Source organism: Clostridia bacterium, assembly GCA_026414765.1.
Classification (GTDB): domain Bacteria; phylum Bacillota; class Clostridia; order Acetivibrionales; family DSM-27016; genus SKW86.
Window position 1 is genome coordinate 36,842 of the sequence record JAOAIJ010000031.1, and the last position, 17,701, is coordinate 54,542.

Below are 17,701 nucleotides of genomic sequence, written 5' to 3' on the forward strand. Positions count from 1 at the left end.
GATTATGCCCCTATTCCTATTCCCTTTCCTTTTATATGCAGCTTTTTTATATAGCTTCTTCCCCAAAGGAGAGCTATGATAAATGAAATCACATTCCCTGTTCCTACCCCTATGAATACTCCATACATTTCCATTTTAGCATAATGTATCAAAAGCAGTGATAATGGAATTGAGATTATACCCATACGGATAATTACCAGAACCAGATCCGGAATAGGTCTGCCTGTAGCCTGGAATGTAGATGAAACCACCATTGAAACCGCTACCCAGATAGTTGTAAATGCCAGCAATCTTACCTGTCTTATACAGCCTTCTACAACCTCAGGCCTGGAAGAAAACAAGCTGTAAATACCAGGAGAGGTAATGAAGTACAAAAGTGCGACACCCGCACAAATGGCAGCACATAACATCAGATTAACCTTGAATATTTTCTGTGCTCTCTCCAGGTTACCGCGCCCGAAATTTTGGCCTATCATGGTTATTGTTGTTGCAGCAATGGCTGCTCCAGGAATAATCAATATCTGATCCAGCCTGGTAACCAGTACCCATGAGTTCATTGCCTCCTGGCTTATGGAGCTCACTATGTTGTTCAAGACAATGGAGGAAATACTGATTGAAAACAGTCCCAGTGAGGCCGGAATACCTATTCGCAAAATCTCTTTAACCTGTTTTATGCTTGCCTGAAAAACCCTCCATCTGATTGGTATAACTGTCTTTTTCCTTAAAAACAAGTACAGGAAATAAAACTCAGTCAACCCTATTGCCAATGTAGTTGCAAGAGCGGATCCCCTTACTCCGAGCCCGAATACAAAAATCAAAACCGGATTAAGTATTATATTGAATGCTGTTGACAGAAATATGGATATCCCAAGGTATTTCATAGAACCTTCCCCTTGCAAGATACCGACAAACGCATGTGTTAAAAACAGCAGCACCATACCCGGAAGCAGGAAATTGAAGTAATCAATACCATATTGTATTGTTTCCGCTGTTAACTGGCTACCAGCAATGAAATGAACCATATCCCCCCCGAAAATCAGGCCGGAAATCAGAGTGAACGCTCCTATAATTATGGCCAGAAATAGTCCTGAATCCGCAGCATTATTTATTACCTTGTCATTTTTCTCACCAATGCCCCGGGCTATCAATGAGCTGATACCTAGCAGCAAACCGGTTGCTAGATTTATAACACACGAATAAATGGGATATACCAGGCCCGTGCCGCTGATCATAGCGGTTGACTGTCTGTTTATCATTGAGATAAAAACAGTGTCCACTATTATATAGGCGAAGGCAAGAAACTGGCTGATTATTATTGGAATACTAAGTTTTAAAGTGGTAGATGCTATAGGCCCTTCGAAAATCCCTGATATGGCCTCCTGCTTTTTTACGGTTTTTTCACTGCCCGGCACCATAGTTTGATTTTCAGTATCTGCAGCAGCATTCATATTAATATCCTTTTTCTCTTCCATTTTTTATCTCCCTTTCAAAATATTTATGTCTCTATAATGCAGCAGAACGTACACGTATTGATTTATATCACCCCTTGATATCGTCAATACGCAGTTTTCCTTCATAGAAGACTCGGGGATTTCTGATTGAATCCTTTGGGGGCATTTCAATCAAATCGCAAATATCAGATATGCGCTTTTGTACCGGATTAACCAGAATATCTTCCAATACCTGTTGGAAATTCCTTATCAGACAGGAAATCGACTCATCATTGAAAACATTCCTGTAGTAAGACATGTGCAAAGCCAGCTCACTCTCCGGATAAAGATCCACTCTCAAAGGAAATCCCATTTTGGATACAAAGAAGTGGTTTGGCGTTTTTGCATTTAGTTCTTCTACTGTCGCGTTCTGGAACACAAGATAATTCTGGGCAAAGGGCCTGTCAGCCGGTATCAGGTTCCACTCCTGGAGCCTTCTCAGCGGAGTATTCTGATATCTGCTGAGTTCAACTATCTGTGCCATCAGGTTTTTAAGCCATTCCAGCAGCAAATCACTGCTGGATATCCTGACACGCAGCGGAATGATGTTAAGGAAAGGCCCTACCATATCTTCAACACCCTTCAGTGCTACAGGGCGGCCGTTTATGATAATTCCGTAGACAATATCATTCCTCCGTGAATAATAGCTTTGAATCAATGACCATGTGCCTTGTACCAGTGTACCAAGTGTCAAACGGTACTCTCTGGCCAGCTGTCTGAGCTTATCCGAGGTTTCCCTGGACATTTTTATGCACTGACGGGCAAATCCGCTTTCATTATCAGGCTTGTTTCCCGGAATACCGCTGGCAAGAGGAGTAGGCCGGTCAAAATCCCTGAGCTTGTTTTCCCAAAAAGCTCTTATCTGTGAAAGGTCTTCTTTTTGTATTATAGCGACACAATCCTTATATTTTCTAATTTGTTTCAAATTAACGGTCTGACCTTTTAGGAAGGCATTTAATATTTTGTCAAACTCATCAAAGATTGTATTAAAGCTCCACCCATCAAGGCACATGTAGCTGAAACTGAAGAGGAGCAGGCTGCAGTCCTGCATCTGTCCGATAAATACACGTATTCCCCTTGGTTTGCCGAGCTCGATTCCCCTTGTACGGTCGTCTTTTAAAAACTCCTCCAGCCTCGCATCTCTCATTTCTTCGGATATCTCACGCCAATCCTCATATGCAAGTGATATCTTCACGTTTTTATGTACCAACTGAAGCGGTTTGTCAAGCTCCTCCCAGACAAAAGAGGTTCTTAGCGCCTCATGCCTGTCTACCAATGCCTGCCACACATTTTCGTAAAAATCTATATCCCATCCTCCTGAAAAAGGCACTATCATCATGTTCTGAACAAGGAACAGCCCTGTTTCAGGTGATGAGAGATAGCGGTTCAGCATATGCTCCTGAAATGGAGCCAACGGGTATACATCCTCAATATCACCACTGCTTAATATTTCTTTAATCTTTTTCCTGTCCCTCTCTGAGTAATCAAATCCGGAGAAATCATCCTGCACTTGCAATTCACCTGTGCAGGTTTCCGATTCCAAAGCAGCAGCTAGTTCAGATATAGTCTGGTACTTAAACATATGCTGCGGTGTTATCTCGACTCCTTTCTGCTTTGCCCTGGCTACCACCCTGATACTGTGGATGGAGTCCCCTCCCAGACTGAAAAAGTTATTATTGGTTCCAACACGCTCCAAACCTAAAACCTCAGCCCAAACCTCAGCCAGAATCTTTTCTGCCGGAGTAACAGGCGCCATAATGTTCTCTCCTGAATCCGGCAACTCCACAACCGGAGCCGGCAATGCTTTTCTGTCAAGTTTACCGTTTGAATTTACCGGCATCTCTTTTATTACTACAAAGCTTGACGGTATCATATGGTCAGGCAGCTTTTCCTTCAGATACCCGCGAAGCTCCGGTACCAGTCTGTTTGCAATTCTATCCAGCAAAGGATTGTTTGCATAACTGTCCAGTCTATGATAGTTCTTTTTCAGTCCGCTTTGGGCAATTACCGCAGGATTCTGCTGTAAAACCGATTTATGCTTTAAAGTAATTTCATAACTTCCGTCAGCCGCTCCACTGCACCAGACAATATCAGCGCCATAATCCAGCCTGTCGCACAAACCCCATATTGTCTCAGGGTCCACACCTTCGTCCTGGTCCTGCAGGCTGCATATATGTCTTATCTTTTCCACGTTCTCTCCAGGCTCAAGTTTTTTCAGTATGGATAATTTTCTGTTTACGGATTGGTTCCTTGCATTGGGTATGTTTGTAATATGCAGTAGTTCGGGAGGATCATTTTTTAATATTTCTTCAAGCCTGTCAATATTCATATCCTCCTTGTGCCAGTCAAAATTTATGGCTTCCCTCTCTGCTGCAGGACTTCCTCCGACATGAAGAATGACGTCATACCTGTACCGGGTCAGTTCATTATGGTATTTGCCTCTTTTCAATTGAACCTCCACATGGGATATTTCAGACAGTTGTTCTTTAAGTGCCAGAAAAAACTCGGGATCAATCAGCAGCTCCTGCTCCTGCCTTATGCGTTTTGAAACCCGCTGTTTTAGTTGTTCTATAGTAAGAGAGGACAGCGCCTTTTCAAGCTCTATATCAGTATGGAAGGTTTCCAGCAGGGAAAAGTTGCGTATATCACCTAAAAACACAGCCCCTCCGCCATTATGGTTAACCATCTGTACAGCCTTCTTCAGCACACTCAGGAAGTAGTTCACATCAGGGAAGTACTGTACAACGGAGTTGAGTACAACTACATTGAACCCTTCATCATCAAATACACTGAAATCATCTGCATTTTTTCTCAGCAGCTTTACATGCGACAAATCCTTTCTCTTTTCAATCAGGTTATTTCTGACATAATCAAGAACCATTGACGAGATGTCGCTTCCCCAATACTTATCACACCGGGGGGCAATCCTGGACAATAGCAGCCCCGTACCACAGCCTATTTCCAATACCTTCTCCGGTTTTAATGCCAGAATGCGTCCAACTATAGCATCCACCCACTCACGCATTTCCTCTGCAAGCAGCGGGAGACCCGTATAGCTGCTGTTCCAGCTTGAAATATTAAAGTCCGCCTCAATATTTTCAGTATTGGTTTTGTATGCCTTGTCAAATACCGTTTCCCACTCGGATACCTGTGAATCATGCAGGTTTTCTGCAGGCAGGCCTTTCTCCTCTGCCCTCTCCTGCAGATCGGAAATTACATAAGCTACTAGTTGCTTGTGGTCAGGCATATGCTCATATTCCTGGACAACAACGGCAGCTTTTTGCACACCGGGATGCTCCTCCAGGACAGCTTCAATCTCCCCAAGTTCTATACGTATACCTCTGATTTTAACCTGAAAATCTATCCTTCCAACGTACTCTATATTACCGTCGGGCAAATAACGGGCCAAGTCACCGGTCTTATAAAGGCGTGCTCCCTCTTCTCCACTGAAAGGATCGGGTATGAATTTTTCTTCAGTCAGTTCAGGGCGGTTATGATATCCGCGGGCGACCTGAATCCCGCCTATATGTAATTCGCCGGGAACACCTGTCGGTACGGGATTCAGATTCTTATCCAGAATATAAATCTGCGTATTGGCAACAGGACGACCTATGGGTACCATGCGCTGTTCGCTTCCCCTGCGGCACGCCCAATAGGTAACATCTACTGCAGCTTCAGTAGGTCCGTACAAATTATGCAAGCCGGCCTTTAGGCGTTTGTGGAAGAGCTCCTGGGTGGAGAACGACAATGCCTCGCCACTGCTGATAACACGCTTTAACGTATCACAGTTTTCAATCCCCTCTTCTTCAAGAAAAACCTGGAGCATGGAGGGAACAAAATGGATTGTTGTAATTCCTTCTTTTTGTATGAGTCGTGAAAGGTACGAAGGGTCCTTATGGCCTTCAGGCTTAGCCAGCACCATACAAGCTCCCGTTATTAACGGCCAGAAGAATTCCCAGACTGATACGTCAAAACTGAAAGGGGTTTTCTGAAGGACACGGTCTGTCTCATTCAGCCCATATTCCTCCTGCATCCACAAAAGTCTGTTTACTATTCCTTTATGGGTATTCATAGCGCCCTTGGGCTTGCCCGTAGACCCTGACGTATAAATCATATAAGCAAGATTACCACTTGCCGTCCTGCAGCCACTGCCGTCCTGGCTCTCACAGCTTAATACTTCCATATCCGCATCTATACATACAACTTCAGAGTTGTTTGCAGAAATAGTATTTGCTAGCTTCAGCTGGGTCAGTATTAATGGAGGCTTTGAGTCTTCCAGCATAAAAGCCAGACGCTCGGCCGGATATGAAGGATCCAGCGGAACATACGCTCCCCCGGCCTTTAAGATTCCCAACAGGCTGACAATAAGTTCAAGGGAACGCTCCATACATATTCCCACCAAGGTCTCCGGTCCCACTCCCTTTTTAATCAGATAGCTTGCCATTTGATTTGCTTTCCGGTCAAGTTCCTTGTAAGTAAGCTTATTATCCTGGAAGAGGACTGCAGGTGCATCCGGAGTCCTATCAACCTGACGCTCGATGATTTCATGGAGACACATATCCCCTTGCGGGTATACAACTGCAGTATCGTTCCATTCATACAGCAGCTTTTGTTTTTCTTCTTCGGACATTACGGGAAGATAAGCTATCCCCTTCTCCGGATTGGAAGCTATCCCCTGCAGGAGGATTTTGTAACTTTCTAAAATTCTAGCAACAGTAGACTCGTTGAAAATATCCGAATTATACTCCACATCCGCATCAAGATAATCAACTTTATCTATGACCTCAATCCACAGATCAAACTTGGAGGTATCGTTGCGTACCTCATTTATTGCATCTACAGACAATTTCAATTCGGAAACCTCTGTTCTTTTAGGCATGGGAATATTCTGCAGGACAAAACACACCTGGAATAGCGGATTCTGGCTCAGATTGCGTTCGGGCTGCAGTTCATCCACAAGTACTTCAAAGGGCAGGTCCTGGTGCTTGTACGCATCATTGGCTTCTTCACGAACCCTCCCCAATAATTCTCTAAAGCTCGGATTACCGGAGAGATCGGTTTTCAGCACTATAGTGTTAACAAAAAATCCGATAAGATTTTCTACCTCAACCCTGTTGCGGTTGGCTATCGGTGTTCCTACCATAATGACTTCCTGGTTCGTATATCTGTAAAGCAATACCTTCAATGCAGTGATCAGTATCATGAAAAGTGTTGCATTTTCCTGTTCGCACAGTTCCTTAATGCGTTTTGTAACTGAAGGCGGAATCCGGAACTTTATGTTCCCGCCCCTGAAGGATTGAATAGGCGGCCTTACACGGTCAGCCGGCAATTCCAGTGCACTTCTCTCCTTGCCGAGTTTTTCTTTCCAATAAGAAAGCTGTGATTGGATAATCTCCCCTTGCAGCCATTTACGCTGCCATACGGAAAAGTCGGAATACTGTATAGGTAGTGCCGGAAGCGGCGAAGGCTTTCCTGCCGAGAATGCCATATACAGGGTCATCAGTTCTTTCAATAATAGTCCAATTGACCATCCGTCAACTACTATGTGATGGATATTCACAAGCAGTATATGCCTGTTTTCGTCTAAGCGGCATAACAAAGTACGTATGAGAGGCCCCTTGGTCAAGTCAAAAACATGTCTTCCTTCTACTGTTTTCAGCTTCTGCATCTGCTTTTCCATTTCGCTGTCACTATATTCTCTTAAGTCTGCTACAGGCAGTTTCAACTCAAGCTTTGGTGAGATTTCCTGGTATGCCTGCCCGTTTATGCTCTTAAAAGTAGTACGCAGTGCTTCATGCCGGCTTATTATTTCATTGATGCATTTCTCAAGTATTACAGTATCTACTTCACCGGACATGCAAAATTCCACAATCGCGTTATAAGCAGGATTATTAGGTACCAGTTGGTCTAAAAACCACAGTCTCTGCTGTGCATAAGATAACGGAACAGGTTCATTTCCCGGGCGTGGCTGTATAGCCGTAGCGGCAGTATCCGATTTAAAACCCTTCAGTTTTTCGAGCAGGGCCAGCTTTTCTGCAGATAGCCTGGCCTTACGTTCTTGAAGTATCTCATCTTTAGACATATTTAATCCCCCTATTTTGTATTTTCATATTCCTTAACCAGATTTCTTTTTTACAATAGACTCAACTGTTCCAGCATATCCTCTGGAAGCTCTTCTATCTTATCAATCAGCACTTCTTCCACAATTTCAGCCATACTGGACACAGTTGAAGCGCCAAATATGTTTTTTAGGTTGATTTCGAAGGGGAAGCTCTTTTCCAGCCTTGAAATAATTTGGGTTGCCATAATCGAATCCCCGCCCATATCATTGAAATCATCATAAATGCCTACATGCTCCATGCCGAGTACTTCCTTCCATATATCCGAAATTCTTTTTTCCAGCATGTTGAGCGGTGCTGTATAACTATCTGCTGTATTGCTGCTTTCATCCTGATTCTTGTTTACAATGTCTCCAGTAGTATTTACTGCCCTTCTTTCAATGTAACTCTCTGGCAAATCCCTATTTGCCGGCAAGCCTACAGTTTTTGGCCTATTCTTCTCAGGAACCCAGTATTTTTTATAGGAGAACGGATACTCTGGCAGCGGAATTCTTACATATTGATTCTTTGGGAACATCTGTTCAAACTCCAGAGCATAGCCCTGAACATACAGTTCGGCAATAGCTGACAACTGTTCAATAAAGTCGCTAGTATCAGTACCGTCAGCACATTCCCTGATGCACTGATTACCCATACGCCTTAAAATAGGCTGCTCCCTGCGGCTGTGCTCAACAATTTCGCAAGAATAAACCTGTGGTAAGTTTTTCTTTTCCAGCCACTTTTGCAAAAGCATTATAAACTCATCCATATTTCTGACAACACACGCCAACCGATGATTGTGATGCTTCCGTCCCACCAGTAGTGTAAAACTCAAATTACCCGGATCCACCTGCTCCTCATGCTCACAGAACTGAATCAACTGCACGGCACGTTGCTTTAGTTGTTCGTGGGTTCTTGCAGACAGTACCATAAGGTATCCCGGCTTTTCACTATGCACTCTGTCCAGTACAGGAGCCTCTTCAATAACAACATGGGCATTTGTTCCACTGAATCCGAAGGAGCTTACCGCAGCACAACGCTTTGAACCCGGCCTGACAATCCAATCCTTGAGCTCCGTATTCACAAAGAACGGGCTATCATCAAACCGGATATTCGCATTTCCGCTCTCAAAGTGGAGAGAAGGTGGAATCTGCTTATTTTTCAATGACAAAAGTATTTTAATAACTCCGATTACCCCTGCTGCATGGGCGGCATGCCCTAGGTTTGTCTTTATTGATCCTATGGCGCAAAACTGACTTTTATCAGTATATGTTCTGAAAGCACGTGTTATTGCATCATATTCAATAGGATCACCAAGTTTGGTGCCAGTTCCGTGTGCTTCCACCATCTGGATGTGCTCCGGATCTATATTGAACGTATCGTATACATGGCGTATCAAACGTTCCTGGGAGACAGCGCTTGGTGCAGTAATACCATTGGTCCTGCCATCCTGGTTTATTCCGGTTCCGCGTATGACCCCGTAAATATGGTCACCGTCATTAACAGCATCTTCAAGTCTCTTCAATACCAAAGCTCCGACACCCTCCCCGGGAACAAAACCGTCTGCCCGGTCATCAAATGCGTAGCAGCATCCTGTGGGTGAAAGCATACCTGCACGGTTTCCTACCAGATATATACCGGGAGTACAATTCATATAAACTCCACCGGCTACGGCCATATTTATTTCATTAGCCCTTAATGCCTGGCAGGCAATATGAATTGCAACCAGCGAACTGGAACAAGCTGTATCTATGGATACCGCCGGGCCTTTCAGATTCAGGTAATACGCAACACGTGCAGGAATAACCGAGCTGTCGTTTCCCCAGAAGGATTGAGGCGGAGGATTGTCTCCAAACAACTGGTCGTAGTCTCCACGTCCACAACCTGCATATACGCCGCACTGCAGTCCTTCGTCCACCGCTCCTGTATAACCGGCATCTTCCAGAGCCTTCCATGATTCTTCCAGGAAAAGCCTCTGCCTGGGGTCCATATAGGTTGCTTCAAGCTCTGATATATTGAAAAAGAGCGGATCAAAAAGGTCGATATCCTCGAGGAAGCTGCCATGTTCGCATATACCTTCCTTACCCTTGAAATATTCCCGTATATTCCAGCGGGATGCTTTTCCCATCAAATCAGTACCTTTTGCAAGATGCTCCCACAATTCATAGACTGTCCTGGATTTTGCAAAACGGCCGCTCATACCGACTACTGCAATTCCATCCTGTTTCGCCACCCTGCCTGATACTTTTTCTATGTGAGGGGCACTGTAAGCGCTTGTTTTCCGTTCATCCGGCTGCTTCCTTCTCCACTCACCGGGTATAGATATGGATTTCTTAGGGTTTTCAAGCGCCGGGTTTTCCCCTGAAGGCCCAAGACCTTTACCTGACGGCGTGCTTACCTTCAGAATGGCTGACAGGGCGCTTTTGTTCTCTCTTGCAATATAACCGGCCAGTTGTTTTACATTGTTGTAATCAAAGAGCACCGTTGTTTGTAGTGTCAGGTTCAGCTTCCTATTGAGCATATTCACAAGGTTAACTGCTATTATGGAGTCCACACCGTACTCAGAGAAGCTGCTTTCATCCTGTATTTTATGTTCTTCCATTTTTACAGCCTCAGCTACACTCTCCCTTATTACCATAAGCACATGCTCTTCTATCACTTGGTCGCTTATACCGGGCACTTGCATGACTGTATTTGATTTATTTTTTACAGCATTCAAACTATTCTGTTGTTTTTCCACTACAGCATGGTTTTTCCTATCTTCTGCATCAGTAGTAATCCGTTCAGTTTCCACAGCCTGCCCTCCTCCCTGTTTTTGCCGTATAATCCCGTTGCTCTCGGAAATAATAATCTGCTGCCCCATCTCACATGCATCCTCGAAAGCGAAGCATACTCTCCTGAAGCCTTCGGTTTCCAATGTCTCTTTGAAAGTCTCGGGTGTCAGTAAAGGACAGCCCGGAATGCGCAGCCGTGAATCTTCATAAAGCCACCAACCTTCCAGAAGTCCAAAGGTCAGATGGGAAAAAAGGTTGTTTCTTATTATTTCATTCAGTATAAATAATCCGTTTTTCCTTAATACGGCTTTTATGTTCCGTAAAGTATGCCGTATGTTTTTTGTGGCGTGCAGGATATTTGTCGCAATTAAAACATCATACCCTCCGGCATCAATACCCTGCCCGTCTATAGGCATTTCTGCATTAAGAAGCTTATAGGTGAGGTAGGGATTCGCGCTGCCATACTCTTTTTCTGCATGTATCAGAAAGGCCTTCGATATATCTGTATAACAGTATTCCTCAATATGTCCGGCATAAGGCTTGAGCTTTTCAAACACCTTAACACTGGTAGAGCCCGTACCTGCTCCTATTTCTATAATCCGTACCCTGGCGCGGGCATCAGCCTTGATCCTTTCTTTTATGTATATTTCTAGAATACCGGCAACAGCTCCATTGAAAAAATCCACAATTGCATTGCTTTTATATACACCCTCCACTAATTCCATAGAGGAGTTTGGAAACATAACATCGGTTGCCTTTTTCTTTCCTGTCAGTATTTCCGGCAATACTCGCATTGTCGCCTCTGCCAGGATAACCTGGGCTTTCATATCCGGATCCTTAATCCAGGCCTCCTTCCTGCCGTTCCACTCCGCCCACGCTTCATCCATATTGGCTGGGGCCATGTCAGTTACAGAGAATTTTTCTCCATCACATATGAGATAACCATTCCTTGAAAGAACCTGTAGGCTTTCCATGAGCCATCTTTCATACATATCATCTAACCCGTTTTTAAAGCCGAGCCCTTTTAGTAAAAACTCCTTTTCCCGGAAGAGGCCTAAGGACTGTAGCTGGCTCCACAACAATCTGCAAAGCATTTCTTCCATTTCCTTGCCTTTATACATCAGTTCAGAAAACATATCCGTGATATCAGAACCAGCTATTGCATCAGTACCTGAGTCATACTGCAGGAGTCTGTCCGCAGGCATACCCCCGGTTTTCTCCTTCAGGTATGCTGCAAGACTGCCCAAGGTTGAGTGCTCAAAAAGTACCTGGAGGGATATTCCCGTACTAAGCCTTTGGTTCAGTGTCTCAACAAATTCCTCCAGTTTCACGTGATCAAAGCCATATTCCTTGAGATCCACATCCATATCAACATCACCGGAGCTGACCATAAGAATTTCGGCTGCGGTTTTTACCAGGGAATCCTTTATACTTTCAGTCATTTCATTGTCATCATGTTTACTATCCGCAGGGGTGAGTCCAATACCTCCCTCCTGCTCTTCAGAAGCCGAAACGAGGTTGTATATGCAATTAATTCTTGACTCTACAACTTCAGGATATACCTTTATTACTTCACCGGAGTCCACCCCCTTCACACCAAGGGCCTTTGTAATTTTTAAAAACGCGATCTGGTTTACGGGTCCCGCCAGTAGAGTTTCCAGAACTTCCATCGCCTCCGGGGCTTTAATGGAATCAATGCCGGCTTCCGACATTCTATCCTTGTATTCCTTCGAGGCAACTACCCCCTCATTTCCCCAGAATCCCCAGTTTATTACCTTCACACGGCATGTCCACTCATTGGAAAGCTGGCGCGCAAATGCATCTTTGTATGCACAGCCGGAATTGTAGTTGCTCTGTCCCGGAGACTTAACAAATGAATTAACTGAGGAAAAGAATAACGCAAAATCCAGGGCTTCGTTTTTAAAAACCTGAGCTGTACGTACACATATATCTATCTTTGCGGCAAGTACATCCCGGAATATTTCCTCTTCCATGTTTGCAAGGCTCTGGTCCTTCAATACGATGGCAGAGTGTATTACTCCGTTTATTTTCGCATGCTGCTTTTTAATCTCTCTATAGGCCCGCTGCAGAGCTTTGATGTCTCTTGCATCCGCCGCAATGTATTGGGGAGCCGATCCCAAAGCTGCCAGCCTGTCCAGTTTTGCCCGGATACTTTCATCTATTTCCCTACGGCCAATCCATATGATTTTTGCTCTGTAGGTACGGATCATATATTCGCTCCATGCCTCTCCTATGCCGCCGGCTCCTCCGATTACCACATACACCCCTTCTGTTGTATACAAAGTCTTCTTCACCGGAGGCTGCTGCAAAGATACGAGCTTTTGCTCATGCCATTCCCCCTTCCTGTATGCCAGGGTCTTTCCGGGTGTGTCAAAGGGGATAGTAAATATTTCCTGTAACGGCCACTGGGAATCCGTATCCATATCAATCAACCGTATATTCCAGTTCCTGTATTCTCCGGCCAGTGTTCCTGCAAGACCATAAACAGCCGAGTGTGCCGGATTTATTGTTTCTGCTTCAAATACAGGCTGTGCAAGAGTTGTAATTATTGTCCATCCCAGAGGTTTGCTTCCATATCCCAACCGGAGCAGTGCTTTTATCATCCTGAAACAGCATAAAACCCCTCCATCCTGCTCTGTTATCCGTACATCATCCATAAGCCCTTTCAGGCGGCGTGGTACTATCCAGACAATATGTCCGATCGACCCCTCAGCTTCAAATTTCCTTACAAAGCTGTCGATAGACTCATCGTTACTGATGTCCAATACACTAGCATCGGGATAAAGCTGCTTAATTCCGGTAATATCTCCACCTGTTCCTCCGACAATCACAACATGCTCTTCCGTCCTTGGGCAAAGCCGCCCCTTTTTGACAACACAGGTGTCCCATACCGGAGTCAGCATGACAGTTCCTGCATAAGGCTTTGCAGCATCTTTTGCAGAAGCTGTTCCTGACATGTTTCCAGGCTGTTCACCCCCCTCAAGCGCCCGCGATGAAAAACCAATCACCCTGACACATACATTTCCGCTGTCATCACATATATCAATATCCTGCTTTCTGATTCCGCCATCTCCGCTGCTTCCCCCACTATTGCGTATGAAGGCCCACATTGACTTTGTACAGCCTTTATATACTTCCACATCCTCCAGGGCAAAAGGCAAAGTCACCTTGGCAGACGCTTCACGTCCGGAAGACATAAAATCCGCTGAGCCTTTTTGCAGACCCACCGCAGCCTGTATAGCAGAATCCATAAGACTGGGGTGCAATACATAATCCCCCCAGGTTTCGGATGCCGATTCAGGCAAGCTGAGCCTGGCCAATACATAATCCTGTCCCAAATATACGGTTTGCAGTCCCTGATAACACGGCCCATAGTCAATGCCCATCTGCCTTATGGATTCATAAAACTTTTCCGTATCAAAGCCATCCTGGCTGCATCCCGCCAGTAACTCCTCAATATCCAGTACCGGCATATCTGACATGGGATAAAACTCTGCAATCCCCTGGCTGTGCAGTACTTCTCCCATCTCATCTCCATGCGGATTGCTGTATACTTTATAGAAAATCTCTCCGTCTTCCTGCGGCATCAGGCCAATATGTACCTGTATTTCCTGTGCACCGGCAATAATAGGTCTGACCCATACTACATTCTTTATGCGAATACCTGCCTGTTGTCCGGCAAGAATTCCTGCAAAACGGCTTACTGCCTCTCTCGCCATTTCCAGATAAGTTACGCCCGGCAATACCGCCTGGTCCTTTACAAGGTGCTCGGCAATAAAAAATTCTTGTCCCGTAATATTTGTACTGAACCTATACTCGGAAAAATCAGATGTATTCCGGTGCAGCAGCGGATGAATCAAAGCTGCCTTGTCAATACCGGTAAAAGTTCCGGCAGTTTTTTTTGCATTAATATCGGGAGCCCAGAAGCGTTCCCCGGCAAAGGGATATGTGGGCAGACTGATTTTAAGCGGTTTTTTCCCTGAATACATTAAACTCCAGTCGATTTGCAGCCCTTTTGTCCAAATATCCGCAAGCTTCTCAAGCTCTCCTTTTGACATCCATTTTTCAACTACATCCCTGCAATCCTCATCATTACGGAATAGTTGTACTGTCTGGTTTGATACCTTCGAGTCCCCTGTAAAGCACCCTTCGATATCTTCCTTTCCCAGCAAGAACTTCTCCAGCTTTTGTATCAGCTCCTCAAGAGAATTTACTAAAAAGACTGCCCTGCTTTCCATGGCCTGCCGCCCCACCTGAAGAGTGTATGAAACTTCCGCCGGATTCAGTTGTTTTTTCCCTGGAGCCTTTAAAAATTCACAGAGTATCCTTGCGTATTCATTCAGGCGGTCTCTGTTCTTTGCGGCCAGAGGAATCACATATCCTTTACCGGAAGCTGCTTCATCAATATACTCATGATTCCCTGCTCTGATATATTCCTCAAAAATTGCATGGGCATTGGTTCCCCCGATTCCAAAGGAACTTAATGCCGCTCTGCGTGGCAGCAAAGAGGTTTCCCATTTCTTCAGCTTATCCACAACATAAAACGGGGATTCCTTCTGATCTATATTGGGGTTCGGCTCGTTATAGTTTATTGATGGGGGTATTTCACTATTATACAGGCTCAATGCGACCTTGATGCAGCCTGCCAGCCCTGCAGCCGTATCAAGATGTCCTATATTTGTTTTTACCGACCCTATCCCACAGTACTGGCGCTTTTCAGTATATTGCATGTAAACATCCCTAAGCGCAGCAAATTCAACAGGATCTCCTAGCTTTGTCCCGGTTCCGTGGGCTTCCACATAGCTGATGGTCTCCGGATTGATATCCGTGGTATTCAGCACCTTCTGGATGACATCAGCCTGTCCTTTGACACTTGGAGCATAATATCCAACCTTGTCAGCCCCGTCATTGTTTATCCCTATTCCCCTTAGTACAGCATAGATATTATCACCATCCCTTATGGCATCCAGGGCATTTTTCAGCATGATGACGGCAACTCCTTCACCGCTTATCATTCCATCCGCTGAAGCATCAAAGGTTTTGACATGTCCGTCGCTGGAAAAATTCAAACCGTTCTGGTGCATATATCCCAGATTGGCTGAAGGAAATATGGTTGCACCTCCTACCAGTGCATATTTCGATTCTCCGGATTTCAGACTCTTATAAGCCGAATGAAGCCCTACCAAAGATGAAGAACAATTGGAATGGATAAAAAAGCTGGGCCCCTTCAATCCCAATTTATATGAAACCATTGTCGGTATAGTACCACCCTGGGCTAAAAGCCACGATACATACTCATCCGAATTCTTCAGTACATCATCTGTTTTTGTTCCACGCAGGGCAGCCTGATAAAAACTGCTGCTTGCAGACATGAAAACACCTGTTTCAGGGATCTGCTTCGGAGTATAACCGGCATCCTCAACAGCTTTCCATGAATGCACCAGCAAAAGTCTCAACTGTGGATCCATAAACTCTGCATCCTTGTGGGAAATATTAAAAAAGCCTGAATCAAATAATTCTTTCCCTTCAATTGTCGATTGCACAGGAACATAATTGGAATTATTGATTATTTCTTTAGATAGCCCGGTTTCAGCAAGTTCCTCTTCTGACAGCAGCCTGACGCTTTCTGAGCCATTGTGCAGATTTTCCCAGAATTCAAAATGGTTTTTCGCACCCGGGAACTGGCATGATATTCCGATTATTGCCACACTATCCTCAAGATATTGGGGATAATCCCCTGTATCACTCTGTTTCCTGCTTTCTTTGATTCTGATATCCAATTGCGCAGTTATTTCTTTTTGTTCCCATTTCAAACTGTTGTCATTCCCCTTCTTCTCTGCTATATAAGCACTGAGCTCTTTTATATTGGAGTATTTAAACAGCATGGTCACCGCAAGATCAACGTCCAGCTCCGTCTTTATCCTCTGAACTACTGTGACCGCAAGAACAGAGTCCCCTCCTATATCAAAGAAACCGTCTTCCGTACTTATATTTTCAACTTTCAAAACATCTTTCCATATTTTCAACACACTTTTTTCTACTTCCGATTGTGGCGCGCTTACCTTATGATTCCTTGCCAGTTCTATCTTACGGTTCATCAGTTCTTTCCGGTCAATTTTTCCGTTTGGTGTTAAAGGTATCTTGTCCAACGGTATAAACAACGCGGGCATCATATATTCCGGCAGCCGGGCTTCCAGAAAGCCGCGCAGCCGGTTTGGTCCAGTACGGCTGCTGACGCTGTCCGCCATTTCCGATTTCCTGTTTTTTAAAACATAGTATGCTATAAGCTGCTTGGTGTCCTCCTGATTTCTGACAACTACGGCACAGTTTTCAATATCCGGATGAGAAAGAAGCTGGTCTTCAATCTCCCCCAGTTCAATACGGTGTCCGCGGATTTTTACCTGATAATCCAGCCTGCCAAGAAATTCAATATTTCCATCAGAGAGCCAGCGGGCCAGATCACCTGTCTTATACATTTTTGTTCCCGGTTCAAAGGGATTGTCTATAAATTTCTCTACGGTCAGCCCCGGTTGATTCAGGTACCCTCTGGCCAGCCCGTCACCTGCAATGTGAAGTTCACCCGGCATGCCTATGGGCATCGGATTCAGGTGGCTGTCAAGTATATAAACTTTAGTATTTGCTATAGGCTTGCCTATAGTGACCGGCTCGGTTTTCCTTATATGCTGGACTGTAGACCAGATGGTTGTTTCTGTCGGTCCGAACATGTTCCACACGTCACAGTTGTTCTGAAGGAATTGATGCTTCAGTGCTTCAGGAAGTGCTTCCCCACCACAAAGAATTTTGATACCCTCTTCATTTTTCCAGCCTGCTCTGAAAAGCATCGTCCATGCAGCAGGCGTTGCCTGCATTATTGTTGGCCTAAGTCTTTTGATTTCCTGTTTAAGCTTCTCTGCATCCTTAATCTTTTCAGCATTACAAACATATACTTTTGCACCTTTTATCAAAGGCAGGTACAATTCCAGCCCTGCAATATCAAAGCAGTAAGTTGTTATGGCAAGCAATGCATCCTGTGACACCAGTCCCGGTGTATTGCCCATGGATATCAGAAAGTTTGTCAAGCCTTTGTGAAGTACCATAACCCCTTTAGGTTTTCCGGTGCTTCCGGATGTATATATGACGTAGGCCAGGTGGCCGGGACATACCTCCCTTGCAAGATGTTTTATCCCTTTGGCCCCATTCTCTATCTTTTTCCATTCACTGTCCAGGCTAACCCTCCTGAGTCCCGCAGCCGGCAGATGTATCTTGTCCTTCAGCCCTTCCTGGGTCAACACTATGGACACCTTGCTGTCCTGTATCA

3 protein-coding genes are annotated in these 17,701 nt (G+C 44.8%); all 3 read right to left on the minus strand.

Going from position 1 to position 17,701, the window contains the following annotated elements; genetic code table 11:
* Window positions 1-2: 2 nt before the first annotated feature.
* The 3 genes from N3I35_12815 to N3I35_12825 all read right to left on the minus strand — a co-directional run bounded on the left by N3I35_12815 (window position 3) and on the right by N3I35_12825 (window position 17,684).
* Entirely contained in the window at window positions 3-1,472 is a 1,470-nt protein-coding gene (locus tag N3I35_12815; GenBank protein MCX8130965.1) for an MATE family efflux transporter, read from the minus strand.
* A gap of 67 nt (window positions 1,473-1,539) precedes the next feature.
* Window positions 1,540-7,572 carry an amino acid adenylation domain-containing protein gene (locus N3I35_12820; protein MCX8130966.1) on the minus strand — a complete coding sequence of 2,011 codons (6,033 nt, stop codon included), beginning with the start codon at window positions 7,570-7,572 and terminating at the stop codon, window positions 1,540-1,542.
* A gap of 50 nt (window positions 7,573-7,622) precedes the next feature.
* On the minus strand, window positions 7,623-17,684 hold the full coding sequence (locus tag N3I35_12825; protein ID MCX8130967.1) for an SDR family NAD(P)-dependent oxidoreductase: 10,062 nt from the start codon (window positions 17,682-17,684) through the stop codon (window positions 7,623-7,625).
* Window positions 17,685-17,701 lie beyond the last annotated feature (17 nt).

Bases quoted from the DNA above. Each gene is read 5' to 3' on its own strand.
- N3I35_12815 (MCX8130965.1), bottom strand. From the start codon at position 1,472: ATGGAAGAGAAAAAGGATATTAATATGAATGCTGCTGCAGATACTGAA.
- N3I35_12820 (MCX8130966.1), bottom strand. From the start codon at position 7,572: ATGTCTAAAGATGAGATACTTCAAGAACGTAAGGCCAGGCTATCTGCA.